General features: G+C 39.5%; 17 protein-coding genes. 6 read left to right on the forward strand and 11 right to left on the reverse strand.

Features of this window, described 5'->3' with window-relative positions; genetic code table 11:
* Positions 1-78: 78 nt before the first annotated feature.
* A complete protein-coding gene (locus tag JOC54_RS15950) occupies positions 79-900 on the forward strand; it encodes an N-acetylmuramoyl-L-alanine amidase family protein (RefSeq protein ID WP_204467427.1) in 822 nt (273 codons plus the stop codon).
* Positions 901-977: 77 nt separating this feature from the next.
* Positions 978-1,892, forward strand: coding sequence for an aldo/keto reductase (locus tag JOC54_RS15955; protein ID WP_239586781.1), 915 nt, complete (start codon positions 978-980; stop codon positions 1,890-1,892).
* Between the two features lie 56 nt (positions 1,893-1,948).
* On the opposite strand, the gene htpX is transcribed toward JOC54_RS15955, so the two are convergent.
* The 5 genes from htpX to JOC54_RS15980 form a co-directional block, all read right to left on the reverse strand.
* Positions 1,949-2,857, reverse strand: coding sequence for a protease HtpX (gene htpX, locus JOC54_RS15960; protein WP_204467432.1), 909 nt, complete (start codon positions 2,855-2,857; stop codon positions 1,949-1,951).
* 116 nt (positions 2,858-2,973) lie between these two features.
* Positions 2,974-3,615 carry a pentapeptide repeat-containing protein gene (locus JOC54_RS15965; RefSeq protein ID WP_204467434.1) on the reverse strand — a complete coding sequence of 214 codons (642 nt, stop codon included), beginning with the start codon at positions 3,613-3,615 and terminating at the stop codon, positions 2,974-2,976.
* Between the two features lie 70 nt (positions 3,616-3,685).
* A complete protein-coding gene (locus JOC54_RS15970; RefSeq protein ID WP_035418861.1) occupies positions 3,686-3,883 on the reverse strand; it encodes a hypothetical protein in 198 nt (65 codons plus the stop codon).
* A 111-nt stretch (positions 3,884-3,994) separates the two neighbouring features.
* Positions 3,995-4,384, reverse strand: a complete 390-nt coding sequence (locus tag JOC54_RS15975; protein ID WP_239586772.1) for a YybH family protein — start codon at positions 4,382-4,384, stop codon at positions 3,995-3,997.
* Positions 4,371-4,712: a VOC family protein gene (locus tag JOC54_RS15980; protein WP_035418860.1), complete on the reverse strand. Its 342-nt coding sequence runs from the start codon at positions 4,710-4,712 to the stop codon at positions 4,371-4,373. The genes JOC54_RS15975 and JOC54_RS15980 overlap by 14 nt, the downstream gene beginning before the upstream one ends.
* A gap of 86 nt (positions 4,713-4,798) precedes the next feature.
* On the opposite strand from JOC54_RS15980, the gene JOC54_RS15985 reads away from it, so the two are divergent.
* Together JOC54_RS15985 and JOC54_RS15990 are read left to right on the forward strand one after the other, a co-directional pair.
* Positions 4,799-5,317 (forward strand): TetR/AcrR family transcriptional regulator, encoded by a 519-nt coding sequence (locus tag JOC54_RS15985; protein ID WP_204467436.1) that lies wholly within the window; start codon positions 4,799-4,801, stop codon positions 5,315-5,317.
* Between the two features lie 27 nt (positions 5,318-5,344).
* Positions 5,345-5,794, forward strand: a complete 450-nt coding sequence (locus JOC54_RS15990) for an NUDIX hydrolase (protein WP_204467438.1) — start codon at positions 5,345-5,347, stop codon at positions 5,792-5,794.
* A 43-nt stretch (positions 5,795-5,837) separates the two neighbouring features.
* On the opposite strand, the gene JOC54_RS15995 is transcribed toward JOC54_RS15990, so the two are convergent.
* Positions 5,838-6,692, reverse strand: coding sequence for a putative RNA methyltransferase (locus tag JOC54_RS15995; RefSeq protein WP_204467440.1), 855 nt, complete (start codon positions 6,690-6,692; stop codon positions 5,838-5,840).
* Positions 6,693-6,896: 204 nt separating this feature from the next.
* On the opposite strand from JOC54_RS15995, the gene JOC54_RS23245 reads away from it, so the two are divergent.
* A complete protein-coding gene (locus JOC54_RS23245) occupies positions 6,897-7,028 on the forward strand; it encodes a hypothetical protein (RefSeq protein WP_275582720.1) in 132 nt (43 codons plus the stop codon).
* A 91-nt stretch (positions 7,029-7,119) separates the two neighbouring features.
* Here JOC54_RS23245 and JOC54_RS16000 read toward each other — a convergent pair whose 3' ends face one another.
* Entirely contained in the window at positions 7,120-8,349 is a 1,230-nt protein-coding gene (locus JOC54_RS16000) for a multidrug effflux MFS transporter (protein ID WP_367617818.1), read from the reverse strand.
* 223 nt (positions 8,350-8,572) lie between these two features.
* Between JOC54_RS16000 and JOC54_RS16005 the strand changes: the two genes are divergently transcribed.
* A complete protein-coding gene (locus JOC54_RS16005; RefSeq protein WP_204467444.1) occupies positions 8,573-9,274 on the forward strand; it encodes a cytidylyltransferase family protein in 702 nt (233 codons plus the stop codon).
* Positions 9,275-9,294: 20 nt separating this feature from the next.
* Here the strand turns inward: JOC54_RS16005 and JOC54_RS16010 are convergent, their stop codons facing one another.
* The 4 genes from JOC54_RS16010 to JOC54_RS16025 all read right to left on the reverse strand — a co-directional run bounded on the left by JOC54_RS16010 (position 9,295) and on the right by JOC54_RS16025 (position 13,314).
* Positions 9,295-11,385 (reverse strand): glycosyltransferase family 2 protein, encoded by a 2,091-nt coding sequence (locus JOC54_RS16010; protein ID WP_204467446.1) that lies wholly within the window; start codon positions 11,383-11,385, stop codon positions 9,295-9,297.
* Complete coding sequence (locus JOC54_RS16015) at positions 11,382-12,071, reverse strand: class I SAM-dependent methyltransferase (RefSeq protein WP_204467448.1); 690 nt, start codon at positions 12,069-12,071, stop codon at positions 11,382-11,384. The genes JOC54_RS16010 and JOC54_RS16015 overlap by 4 nt, the downstream gene beginning before the upstream one ends.
* A 136-nt stretch (positions 12,072-12,207) precedes the next feature.
* A complete protein-coding gene (locus tag JOC54_RS16020) occupies positions 12,208-12,846 on the reverse strand; it encodes an HD domain-containing protein (protein ID WP_204467450.1) in 639 nt (212 codons plus the stop codon).
* Positions 12,847-12,858: 12 nt separating this feature from the next.
* Entirely contained in the window at positions 12,859-13,314 is a 456-nt protein-coding gene (locus tag JOC54_RS16025) for a hypothetical protein (protein WP_204467452.1), read from the reverse strand.
* Positions 13,315-13,399: the final 85 nt, after the last annotated feature.

Genomic DNA, 13,399 nt, shown 5'->3' on the forward strand with positions numbered 1-13,399 from the left:
TTTTTTCTTTTTGAATGTTTAAGAGATTCGTAGATTGGTGAGACTTCTAAAACACGCATCATAAAGGAGGACACACCAATGAACCTTAAACGAGTTATTCTATTTATAACAATCTTAATGACACTTTCTCTTACATTTGCGGCTTCTTTCGCTTCAGCAGTTGAAGAAGGCGAAGTAAATGTCAATACATCACTTAACGTTCGTAGTGCTCCAGGTACATGGGCAGATGTTGTAGGAACAAAACAATCCGGGGAGCGAGTTACCTTTACCGATGAAGGAAATGGCTGGGGCCGCCTGACAGATGGAACCGGTTATGTAAGCCTTGAATGGATCAAGAGAGGCGTGGTTACTTCTTCGGATCCAGGATCAGGAGGACAAAAGCGCATCATGCTTGACCCGGGACATGGTGGACACGACAGTGGAGCAGCTGCTAATGGACTTCTCGAGAAAAACGTCGTGCTCGATATTTCGCGCAAAACTAAAGCAATCTTAGAAGAACATGGGTACACGGTCTCATTAACACGCAATGATGACGTTTTTTTATCGTTAGAAGAGCGGGTTGCACGAACGAATACATGGGGGGCAGACCAGTTTATTAGTATTCACGCAAACGGATATACAGATCCAAACGCCAATGGAATCGAAACCTATTATCACCCCAGTAGCCCGGTTGGTAAAACAATAGCAACTTCGATTCAATCAGGTCTTATTAATGAGACGAACGGTGTCAATCGAGGTGTAAAGGAAGAAACGTTCTATGTATTACGGAATAGTACTGTTCCTGCCGCTTTAGTAGAGGTCGGTTTTATCACGAACCAAAACGATGCTAGTAAACTTGCAAATGAATCCTACCGTAGTCAGCTGGCACAGGCAATAGCAAAAGGCATTATGGCGCAATAAAGCTGTACAATCTTCTCCACTGCCCGTACACTGGAAGGTATCTTAATGTGGGAGATGATTTTGTGAAATACAATCAAATGCCTGGTACTAATCTAGAAGTCTCTAATCTAGTCATGGGAAATATGCGAATCAATCAGCTTTCTTCAAGTGAAACAGAAAAACTAATTCGAACAGCCCAAGATGAGGGCATTAACTTCTTTGACCATGCCGACATCTATGGAAACGGTGATTGTGAATCACACTTTGCAAAGGCCATTTCTATGAATGCTTCAGTAAGAGATAAGATGATCTTACAAAGCAAATGTGGCATTCGTAAAGGAGCCACAGGTTATTACGACTTTTCAAAGCAACATATTCTCTCATCAGTTGAGGCCATTTTAAAACGCCTAAATACAGAGTACTTAGACATTCTGCTCCTACATCGCCCTGATCCATTAATGGAACCGGAGGAAGTTGCTGACGCATTTGAATCGCTATATACCAGCGGGAAAGTCCGGTATTTCGGTGTATCAAATCACACACCACTGCAAATTGAAAACCTTCAACAATCCATTAATCAAAAACTAGTTGTTAATCAAGTTCAATTCAGTCTTGCCCATACCCCCTTAATCGATTCGAGCATGTCCCTGAATATGAAGACGGACAACGCCATCAATCGTGACAGTGGCACACTTGATTACGCGCGCTTACACCAAATGACGTTACAAGCATGGTCTCCATTTCAAAATGGCTTTTTTAAGGGTACTTTTCTTGGCGATACAGAAAATTTTGCTGCGCTTAATCAAGTTCTTGACCGCTTGGCAGAAAAATATGATGTTACTGCCACTGCCATTGCAACCGCATGGATTACTCGCCATCCGGCAAACATTCAAGTCGTGTTAGGAACGACGAATCCACAGCGCATGTCAGATGCCTGTGCAGGATCTGACATTCACCTTTCACGCGAAGAGTGGTTTGAGCTTTACGCTTCAGCAGGTAATCCTATCCCTTAATAAGATCTAAATCAATGCAAAAAAGAGCGAACCAGTCATGGTTCGCTCTTTTTCTCTTAGCGCTGTTCTAAGCGAGCAATGCGATCACTTAAATCAGGGTGCGTTGACATTAGTTTCATCATTGATGAATTGCCGCTAATTTTCATTGTCTGTACCGCTGTATCATCCGTATGATCATTCGCTTTTGCTCGGTTTACATACTGCTGTAAAGAGCGGAGTGCGTGGACCATCTTATCTCTACCGGCCAAATCTGCGCCACCACGATCGGCGTGGTATTCACGATGACGTGAATAAGCACTTATAACAAGGCTTCCTAAAATAGAGAATAAGATTTGCAGAATAATAATCGCTGCGAACTGAACAATAAACTGTAACTCAGGACGAACAAAGCGAGATAAGACAATTGCAATGACACGCGAGAAGAATACAACAAACGTATTCACAATTCCTTGAAGCAACGTCATTGTTACCATATCTCCGTTCGCTACGTGGGCTACTTCATGAGCAATAACGCCTTCAACCGAATCGTCATCCATCACGTCAAGCAAACCAGAAGAAACAGCCACAAGCGAACGCTTCTTTGAAGGTCCAGTTGCAAATGCATTCACCTCGCCTGACTGATAAATCCCGACTTCTGGCATATGAGTTAGACCAGCGGTCCGTGATAAGCGGTGCACCTTTTCTACTACTGCTTTTTCTTGATAATTAAGCGGACCATCTGGATCAAGCACTTTCACTTTCATCATCTTTTTTGCAATCCAACGAGACATACCAAGTGAAATGAATGAGCCAGCAAAACCAACGATTGCACTAAATAACAGAATGACGGCAAATTGAATGGATCCATCACTCGATACGAATGAACCATCAATGCCTGTAAATCGAATAATTAACGACCATACAATGAAGATCGTTGTTAATACAAGAACGTTTGTAGCTAAAAATAGAAGTAATCGTTTCCCCATTTTATCCCTCCGAAAATATAAATCATCTCTCTTCCTAGTGTACCATGTCTATAGGAGTTGCCTAAAGAAAAACCACTGCTTCTTCATCTTTTTAGATGATTAGCGATCTTTTCTAGTTATTCCCTAATGGTTAAGCCAAGAAGTTTTGCAAAACCAACCGCTTGCTCTTTAGACACAATTAAGCCCGCCATTTGATTTAAAGAAGTATGAATTTGATTGTATGTACACGTACTAATATCAAGCCCTGCTAAAGCCGTTTCACCAAAGTGGATCTGATCAATCGTGCATGTAAGGAATTCTACTTGTTTTAAAACTGAATCGGAGAAATTAGCTTGTTCAATAGATGATTGAGTAAAGGCAACAAGTTTTAATTTCGCTTCAACAAAATCACTGAAATTTAAAAGGCAATCTTCAAAATAAACATTACCAAGATGCGCTTTCGAAAAACTTGCCCCAGTTAATTTACAGCCTTTAAAGTGAACTCGATGGATAATCGCCTCTTCAAATTTCACATTTGAGAAGTCACAGTTCTCAAATACGACATCGGTTAGGTCTGCCCGCCACAATTCAGACTGATAAAATACAATCTGCTTAAAATAAGACTTTGTTATAACTATGCGATCCATATCCAAATCTTCGAGCGTTTCATTTTCAATACGCGCATTCTGGATAATTGGTTCTTCTTCCCCTAAGAATTCGTCTGTTTTTCGTATAGGTAATTCAAAAGGAATAACCGGTAATTTCAATTTGTTATTCACGATCAGCGCTCCTTGATTCATAATAAAAAAGCTAAACCAATTGTGACACACTTGGTTTAGCTTTGCCTATCTATTCTTTTGTTCCTTCAACGTCTTCTTTCTTTAAATCAACTGATCTCTCAATTGGACGGCTTGGTTTTTCAGAAGGACGATCTCCACAAGAAGAACATTTTCTTTGTTTACAACGACATCCTGGACAAATACGTGCTGAAAAGCCTTTTCTTTCATAGAAATGTCCATAACTACCTGATCCATAATTTTGACCCATACATTTCACCTCTCAATCATAAGTGTCCTAACAGCTTATGAGTGAAGAGTTTAATTGGTATGGTTAAACTTCCCCTATCTTCTACCTATTTTTTCGCTAATCTGATGTTCCCTATCCACTTAAATGCTCATGCCGCAGTTTCCAACCAGCTTCTGTATGTACAAAAAGATTCGTCGCTCTTCCTTTTCCTTCAGTCCAATCTCCATTGAGGTAACCTTGGTAATAGTAAGTATAGACACAGCAAGCGCTTGTTTCTGTTTCATTCACCCACACTACATCTCTTGCTTCATATACCTCTTCTTTAATCAAGTGCCAAGCATTTTCAAAATACGCTTTAATGGCTTCTGTTGTTTTACATGTTTGGTCACTAAAATAGTAGATCGCCTCACGATGGAGCACCTTCTTTACAACTTCAAAATCATGACTATTGGTTGCACGGATGTAGTCTTCTAATGCTTCTCTATTACCAAACCCCTGATTACGACTTCTATTCATTTTCATTCGTAAAATCAATAAGTCGAATAAAATTACCGTTCCAATCTTTACATACCGCATAACGCCCCGGTGGAATACTTTTCGGTTTTTTTATAAATTCAAACTTCATATGGTTTTCCTTATAGAAATCATCAACGCTATCCACAAGAAAAACTCCACCCGCTGCTAAATCTTGTTCATCTTCTTCGATTAACAGCTGTACGTCTGTATTCATCTTAAGCGCTGCAGTATGATCTCCTTCTCGCCAAGCCTCTTCAAATCCAAGAACTTCACGATAATGTCGCAATGATTCCTTTAGGTTTTTTACTGGGTGATACAGAAAAACAAGCTTCATATCAATAGCTCCTTTTTAGTAACATAATTAGGTTATGTTAACCGTAATTGATTTACGCCCATTCGTCAATATGGTAAAATGCATTTATGAAAAAGACTATTCCAATACCAGGTTCAAAGAGAGAAAGGGTACTTCAACAGGCATTAACAGCATTTTGCCAAGATGGTTTTGAGAACGTTCACTTATCAGACTTAGCAACAAAAGCTGATGTTACAACAGGAACCATTTACCATCATTTTGGTTCCAAATTAGGACTCTATGACATTATTTGTACCGAACTTGAACAACGTATTATCGATCGCATGGAGGCTGCCGCTGAACAACATCAAACACTCGCACATGCACTCAAAGCCGCTTTAACTGCTGGGATTAACTTTTCATTCAAAAAAGGATATTGCAAAGTCTTAGGAGAAAAACAACAGTATCTGATTCAAGTCGATGATAAGATTTCGTTTTTCTTCAGCCAATATAACCCAACAGTTGAGCTCAAAACAGATATACTCGTCTATTCAAGTTGGCAGATCGTCAATCTTAAACTTGCTGCCAATGAGCTAACTCTAGAGCAAGCACATGAGCTTTTTAATTGGTTGACTGTACGCGAATGAAACGAATCTATTTAAGGAGGTCGTTAAATGGAGTATGTACATAGCTTAAGAAAAAAAGTCGGAAACACTCCGCTTATTCTACCCGGTGCGGTAGTACTTATTTTAAACGAAAAACATGAACTACTATTGCAGCATCGGACAGATGGCGGTTGGGGCCTTCCAGGTGGACTAATGGAGCTGGGTGAAAGCATGGAGGAAACAGCTAGAAGAGAAGTTGAAGAGGAGACTGGATTACTGATTAATGACTTAAAGTTACTTGGTTTGTTTTCTGGTGCAGAGTATCATTTTACATTTGACAATGGTGATGAAATATACTCCGTCACAGCAGTCTATCAAACATCTACGTATAGCGGAAAGATTGTGCCGAATAAAGATGAATCGCTTGATGTTCGTTTTTTTGCAGAATTGCCTCCTGAATTATTGCCTGAGTACCGTACGTACATTGAACCTTATTACATCCCAAAAAAACCGAAATAACCGTATCGCGGTTATTTCGGGAAAGGTTTGCTTCATCGTAAGCTCAGGTCATTCTACCAATCAATACATCTAGGTCTATCGTTATCCTAAGCGATTCTAACTTCGCTAACGACTGTCTCTGTTCGTCAGCTGTAGACCAAACAAGTGGTGTCATTTCGGCTAGAGCGCTAATCTCTGAATGGTTAACTATGCGCGTATACGTTAATCGCTCCGTTTTAACAGTTGTGAACTGTTCGCGGAATAAGGTGACGGTCTTCTCATTAGAGTAGATCTTTTTTTCATCTTTTGAAAAGAAGTGATCTCTTAACTCCTGTAAGTAGCCCACTTGTGGAACAACTTTAATCACAAGTCCTTCCTGTTTTAACACGCGTTTGAATTCCTTATAGTTTGATGGTGAAAGTATATTTAAAATGACATCAATTGATTGATTTGCCAGCGGTATATTGGCTAAATCACCAACAATCCATAAGTGATCGCTATACGATTTAGCTGCTTTTTGAATTCCTTCTTTTGCAAGATCGAGCCCTACTGTTTTCATATTAGGTATAAGCTCTTTCGTTTTTTGCAAGTGCGAGCCTTCACCACAGCCTGCGTCAAGTAAGAGTCCTTCTGTTTCATCTAGTAAACGAAATAATCGCTCATGAAGCGGGTTAAATAAACCGGTCTCCATAATTGTTTCTTGCCTTGACTCAAACAGTGCTGCATCATAATGACTAGGTACCACGTTTGTGAGGAAATTAAGATACCCTTGTTTGGCAAAGTCAAATGAGTGTTGTTTTGCACAAACCACCCTTTTTTCGTCCGCAACGAGCATATTTGTCTGACATATTGGACACCGGAGTGATCCTTCGATTGCTGAAGCTAGCTGAATTGCTTTTTCTTTTTTACTCAAACTCATCTATCTTGTCCACCTCACTACTTGCTCTCTCACAGCCTGTCCCACTTATTATGCTATATGACTTAGCCGTTAAACACCATTTCGTTATTATATCTTTTTTTACAAAAGTTGTGCAGTTCTAATACATTCTCTTTCTATTTTTATTGCAATCTGTTAAGATTGAACTACTTTACAGCAACGCTTTAATGGAAATGAGGGCCAGTCATGCTCGATAACGCAGCTAAATTATTTATTTCTTTGAAGAAAGACATAGAAAAAAAGTTGGATCGCGAGCTTACACCTGAAGAAAAGCTGTTTTTACGAGATGTTTCCAAAAAGAACTTTGACGTTCAATAAAAGCCGTGTTTTTTAAAACACGGCTTGTTTATATGTTTTAGACATTCTGATTTATCTATATTTAAATTGGATCCCCAACAATTCAATTCCTCTAAGATACATGCTCTTCTCCTTGGTCCATCTTGCCACCTTTAGCAAGGAACAAAAATGCGCCTAAAGAGGCCGCACTTGCTAAAAACATAATTAACCCCATCGGTATTGCCGTTTCTTCTCCAGCTATTCCAACCAATGGTGCGGTTATTGCGCCAATGACAAAAGGAAGTAAACCTAATAATGCAGACGCACTACCAGCACGGTTTCCTTGCGTTTCCATTGCAAGCGAGAAGGAAGTTGTTCCTACCATACCAATCATTGAAACAAATAAAAAAATAGGAATCACGATCGAAAACAGAGGTCCTTCTAGTATCGTCATGACAAGGAGAACACTACTTGCGAGCACTGCCGTTATTAAACCAAATCGTAGAAACGCTTGCTCAGAAATAATTCCAGCATAACGACCAACTAAGTGAGTTCCGACGATAATGCCGAGACCATTCACCCCGAATAATATACTAAATACTTGTGGACTAACGCCATAAATTCCTTGATAGACAAATGGCGTACCGGAAACATAAGCGAAGATTCCACCCATCATTAAACCTTGTGTGAGCGCAAACCCCATAAACGCTCGGTCTACTAACAAGCTTTTAAATGTGCTCATTGTATGAGCTAAACTACTCGGTGTACGCTTTTCGGGCGGCAGCGTTTCTCCCAGTCGATTCATTACAACAAAGGCAATACTAATTCCTAGTAAGCCAAGAGCAAGAAAAATCCAGTTCCAATTCGCACCGGGTATTAGTAAAAGCGCGCTCCCAAACACAGGTGCAAGAATAGGGGCTAAACCGTTTATTAACATTAGTAATGAGAAAAATTTCGTTAATTCTCTTCCGTTAAATAAATCACGAACAACCGCTCGCGAGATAACAATTCCAGCTGCCGCCGTAAAGCCTTGCATAAAGCGTGCGGCAATGAGTGTCCCGATATTAGGCGCAAATGCACAGGCAACAGAAGCAAGCACATAAAGAAAAATAGAAATGACAAGAGGCTTCTTTCGACCTTTTGCATCACTTAATGGTCCAACAACAATCTGACCAAAGCCAAGCCCTAATAGACAAGCAGTTAAGCTAAGCTGTACAAGTGAAGCAGATGTATTTAATTCTGTAGCAATATGAGGAAAGCTAGGCAAATACATATCAATTGTTAATGGACCAAAAGCTGCAAGCATTCCTAATAAAAGTGCAAGTCCTAATCGTCGTTTTCCTGTTATAGCTGTTTTATCCACAAAAACCCTTCTCTCGCTAAAATGACTATCTGAAATCGATTTCACAACAAGTTTTATCCTACTGGTTTTATTTTGCCATGCATCCGTTAATAATGGAACCATTTAAATGAATTTAGAACACTGATTGAACAGATTGTACTTAGTAAAAACTAAAGGAACTAGCGTTTTTTCTAAAAGAATTCGGGTATGTATAAATCGGGTACAACTAGAAAGGGGCTTAATCGTGTTTGGATTTATGGATCTACTGCAATTATTTATGTCTGCATTAATTATTCTTCCTATCGTAACCGTTATCCGTGAATCGGGCTATTATGTCACAGCTGTTCTTTTAGGAGCTAAAAATAAAAGGCTTGTTGTCGGAAGCGGGCCTTTGCTCTTTTCAATGAAAACCATTGAAGTGCGCCGCTATTTTTTTATGTTTAGCTGGATGGAGTATGATGAGTTGAACCCAAGCAGCCGTTTTTGGCATGGCTTTATTTACGCTTCACCTATATTATCGTGTGCAGTCGTCGCGATTGCTGTTAATTCACTACTCGCAGCATCAATCATACCTGACAATATGTTTTGGAGCAGCTTTATGTTCTATATTTTTTACTTCATGTTATTTGATTTAATTCCTGTTTATTTGCCAGACGGGCAACCTACGAATGGCCGAGCAATTTTCGATTTAATCTGGCACGGTGAACGCTCCGACTTCTTAAAGCAACAGAAAGAACAGAATGAAAAACAAGAGCGTTCGCACACAGATGCTCAAGAAAAAACAATGAATAACCGCGATAAAGATAAGCAAAAACGTAACAACCACGCTAATCCCGATTCAAATGACCAGCAGGATAGCTATACGCAATCTCAAAAAGAAACAATGGCGCATAGTGATCAAAAAGAACGACAATTCCAAGATCACACCAAAAAAGAGACAAACTAATTGTCTCTTTTTTATTACGTTCAAAACGTATGTGATCCCGCATAAGGGTCATATTGAAAGTAAGGAGCCCATAAAGAACGAAACCTGCCTAATTCCTTCATCCATTCAACCTGTGTTTCATAGGTCTGGAGTCTTCCTCTTGAGACCGATTCATAATGGTACAATTCAGCTCGCGCAGCAAAAACATTATCTTTGCCAAGCTCGTGTAACTGCATACAAAAATGCATGTCGTTATAAGAAGATTGAAATTGCTCATCAAGACCGCCAACTTCTTCATACAGCTTCTTTTTTACCATCAAACATGCACCTGTTACCGCTAAAAAATTCCGATTAACTTTAAGTAATTTTGACAAATCGTTATCCGTTAAAAATCCTTTATAGAAAGAATGTATTGGCGCTGTTTGATTAAATACCGCACCTGCATGTTGTACATGATTTTCTGAATAATAAAGCATAGCGCCAACTGCACCAACACGTTCCTGTATGGCTAAACCCGCCATTTCTTCTAACCAGTCTGGTGTTATCACTTCCATATCATTGTTTAACATGAGGAGCAAATCGCCTCTTGCTTGTTTTGCCGCACGGTTGTTTAAAGCAGAAAAATTAAAAGGGCGTTCATCTCGAATAACCAAAAATCGTTCCGGCTCCGCTTCTTTCCACTGGTCAAATAGAGCAAATGTTGCTTCATCTTTACTTCCATTATCAACAACAATAACCTCAAAATTGGCGTAAGTTGTTTTCTCAAATATGGACTGAAGGCAAACACGCATTAATTCTGCTTTGTCTCGTGTGCAAATGATAATGGATACCATAGCTAAAGGCTTAAGCTTATACTTCACATGGAACAAGTTCGCTTGCTCATCAATAGTAGAGACTTCTGCATTAAAGCTTCTCCGATCTAACGTTTCTCTGACTACTTCTTTAGCAACTTCCGATATACCCTTTAGATCCCCTTCATATGAAGTACTGCTTGCTCCTATTCTCTTTTTATAAACAGCTTTAGAGACGTTTTTTACTGAGTTTGCATTTTCAGTCATACGGAGCAACAAATCATACTCTGCTGCTCCCTCTTTTTCCTTCCTTAATCCGCCCACATCGACATAGAGTTCTTTTGAGAACAGTACACCGCTTGATATATAGTGATGAGCAAGAAATAAATCAGGTGACCAGGCTGGTTTACGATAACAATCAATGACTTGACCCGTAGGCAAATAGTGAACTTCATCCCCATAAACAATATCTGCTTCTCTCTCTGCTAATAAAGAGAGACCCTTTGTTGTTAATTGGTCGTGAGGGTGAAGCAGAATAACTCGCTTCCCCTTACTATTGCGTACACCTTCATTTGCAAGCTCGGAAAACTGACCACCTCCGTTATAAAAAATCATTTGCCATCTATTTGTTTTAAACGTATCCTCCATCTCTTTTATTCGTTCATGCATCTTCTGATGAACGACTACTATTAGCTCAATTGTTTGATAGGTTTGTTTACTAATGGAATCAATTGCTTGTTTGAGTAAGGCTAAGTCCACTTGATAAACGGGAATAATGACAGATATAAGCGATTTAGCTTCCTTAGGCACCTCATCCTGATAGTCATTAAAATAATAAGCTGCCAAACCATCGCTTATTTGCGGTGATGCAATGAAAGCTAAAGAATTGATATCTCGTGTATTCTCAATTAATTTAAAAGAGCGATATTTTAAATAGGAGGTTGGAACCACCTGCCCATTCAACTTAATTGGGAACGTTTTTACCGTATGAGCCCAGGAAAACGTGTAGAAATGCCCTACATCGACCGGATTGATGGCTTCAAGTACTAATTCATACGGTGTTTTCTCTGTTTTCTCAAATGAGATAGCTAATTGCTTCGCTTCTGGCGGTAAATAGCAAAAAGAAGGCTGATTCCCTTCCAACTTAGCATCAATTATTCCGAGTTCTTCACTATGTTTCTCTTTAAAACCCGACCCTAAATCCCAATAAAGTTTAACTGGAAACGAGCGTTGCCCCGAATAGTTTAAAGAAAGATAAACCCACCCAGAAGTCCTTACTCCATCAACCAAAAACCATTTGTTTGTCTCATCATTAGGAACGTCTAATGGCACTAACTTCATTCGTTGCTACCTACTTTTACTGCATGTACGATGTACTGAAATGCCGTCGCTCGTTCATTTAAGTCAGCTGTAGCCAAACCGTATTTTTCCCCTACCTCCGCTAGCTCCTTAATCAGCTGGTTTTCTCGTTCATGCGTATTCATAAGCTGACTGATCGAAGAAACGTTAAAACCATTCTCCTCAAATAATTTATTAATCTCGTTTTTTGTAAAAAAACGAAAGTGCGTCTTATCGAGCAAGCCAGCTTCTGTGTATTTCCATGTCCCGTTTAACAACTGTTCGATGATGGTAATATGGCCGACGTTAGGGATACTGGCAAAGATGTCTCCACCTACCTTGATGTATGGAGAGAGCTTTCGAATGACAGACCATGGATCAAGCATATGTTCTAATACATCACCAAAAACAACCGCATCAAACTGCGCTTCTTTAAACGGCAGTTCTACCATTTCAATATTTCCACATAAAACAAAATCAAGTCGAGTCTCCGCTTCTCTTGCCGCTCCTTCAAAGAGCTCGATCCCCGAAACTTGCCCACCTGTTTTTTGTTTGATCGCTTCTCCTAGATAGCCAGACGCACAGCCAACATCCAACACGTGGGTAGCTGAAACAGGTATTAAGTGCAACAAGGCATGATTTAACACATGATAATATGCTGCGCCCTTCTCATCGGATTGATTAGACATGTTAACCACCCTTTCTTGGGTCCTCTTTCTATTATTATGAGGCCACGGGTTGTCAGCATTCGTTCCTTGTTTTTTAACGATGAAAAGAAAAAAACCTGTGCAGAATCGTTCAACACAGGGGCTTACATTTTATTTCTTATTTAAACTCAGATTGCCATTCATGAAAAAATTGTTCAAGGAAATTTTCCATAAATTGATGTCGTTCTTCTGCTATTTTTTGAGCAGTATTTGTATGCATCTGACTTTTTAATTTAAGTAGCTTTTCATAAAAATGATGAATGGCTGACGTCTTACCTAAGCGGTACTCTTCTTTCGTCATGTTTTCTCGAACAGAAAGGGTTGGATCATAGTAGGCATGCCCTTTAGCTCCAGCGTATTGGAATGTCCGGGCCACACCTATCGCTCCAATGGCATCAAGCCTGTCAGCATCTTGAACAATCTTTGCTTCAATTGACTGCAGCGTTGCTCCTTTACTAAAGGAGATTGTCTTAATAATATCACTAATCTCAGCTATCGTTGATTCATCAACTTGGTGCTCAATTAACCATTTCTCAATAAGTTGAATTCCTTCTGCTTCACTCGGCATAATCTTGTCGTCTGCTAGATCATGAAATAACGAAGCCAATGTCACAACAAAGAGATTCGCATTCTCTTCAATGGCTATTTGTTTTGCGATCGTCGTTACTCGTCTTATATGATGCCAATCATGCCCCGTTTTTTCTTCGTTCAGTAATTCTTTGACCCAATCCTCTGCTTGTACAACTATTTCTTCCATAGTGCCTCCCGATTATCTTTTCTTCTTAGGAAAATAAAAAATGACACGGATTAGGATGACAAGTAAATAAAAAACACTTACCCACATCCAAAGTCTCGCTAACTTTTCATCAACTAATAAACTTAAACCGTATCCAATAATAGGAATAGTTGACGCAAATGCCGTTAATTTATAAAGCATTAGATAGGTTAACTTGCGATCAGCTAATTTTGCGCATGTAAAAACAATAGCCGCTACTGCTGCCATTATTCCATAGATGGATAAAGCGAAGATCGGAAAGTAAATAAACAGAAAATAGACCGCAAACATTGGAAGCGCAAGATCTGCAACAACGCCTTCTGAATTCATATATAACTCGATAAACAACGGAATACAGACAAGTGCCAATAGCAAGCCAACGTACAGAAACGGAACCCCTATTCGCTCGCGATTTAATTGAAATACAATTTGTTTTTTCGGGAGTAGCATACATTGCCAAACCCTTTGTAAGAATGCTTTCATATGGATTCCTTTCCTCTAAAACGCTATCTCTATTTTACAACAGTCTCATCTC

Source organism: Shouchella xiaoxiensis (assembly GCF_016907895.1).
Classification (GTDB): domain Bacteria; phylum Bacillota; class Bacilli; order Bacillales; family Bacillaceae_D; genus Shouchella; species Shouchella xiaoxiensis.

Excerpts from the sequence above, each read along its gene's own strand:
- JOC54_RS16020 (WP_204467450.1), bottom strand. The coding sequence starts at position 12,846 with ATGGAAGAAATAGTTGTACAAGCAGAGGATTGGGTCAAAGAATTACTG.
- JOC54_RS23245 (WP_275582720.1), top strand. The coding sequence starts at position 6,897 with ATGCTCGATAACGCAGCTAAATTATTTATTTCTTTGAAGAAAGACATA.
- JOC54_RS16015 (WP_204467448.1), bottom strand. The coding sequence starts at position 12,071 with ATGTCTAATCAATCCGATGAGAAGGGCGCAGCATATTATCATGTGTTA.
- JOC54_RS16025 (WP_204467452.1), bottom strand. The coding sequence starts at position 13,314 with ATGCTACTCCCGAAAAAACAAATTGTATTTCAATTAAATCGCGAGCGA.
- JOC54_RS15995 (WP_204467440.1), bottom strand. The coding sequence starts at position 6,692 with ATGAGTTTGAGTAAAAAAGAAAAAGCAATTCAGCTAGCTTCAGCAATC.
- JOC54_RS15980 (WP_035418860.1), bottom strand. The coding sequence starts at position 4,712 with ATGAAGCTTGTTTTTCTGTATCACCCAGTAAAAAACCTAAAGGAATCA.
- htpX (WP_204467432.1), bottom strand. The coding sequence starts at position 2,857 with ATGGGGAAACGATTACTTCTATTTTTAGCTACAAACGTTCTTGTATTA.
- JOC54_RS15975 (WP_239586772.1), bottom strand. The coding sequence starts at position 4,384 with ATGAAAATGAATAGAAGTCGTAATCAGGGGTTTGGTAATAGAGAAGCA.
- JOC54_RS15950 (WP_204467427.1), top strand. The coding sequence starts at position 79 with ATGAACCTTAAACGAGTTATTCTATTTATAACAATCTTAATGACACTT.
- JOC54_RS15985 (WP_204467436.1), top strand. The coding sequence starts at position 4,799 with ATGAAAAAGACTATTCCAATACCAGGTTCAAAGAGAGAAAGGGTACTT.
- JOC54_RS16010 (WP_204467446.1), bottom strand. The coding sequence starts at position 11,385 with ATGAAGTTAGTGCCATTAGACGTTCCTAATGATGAGACAAACAAATGG.
- JOC54_RS15970 (WP_035418861.1), bottom strand. The coding sequence starts at position 3,883 with ATGGGTCAAAATTATGGATCAGGTAGTTATGGACATTTCTATGAAAGA.
- JOC54_RS15955 (WP_239586781.1), top strand. The coding sequence starts at position 978 with ATGCCTGGTACTAATCTAGAAGTCTCTAATCTAGTCATGGGAAATATG.
- JOC54_RS15990 (WP_204467438.1), top strand. The coding sequence starts at position 5,345 with ATGGAGTATGTACATAGCTTAAGAAAAAAAGTCGGAAACACTCCGCTT.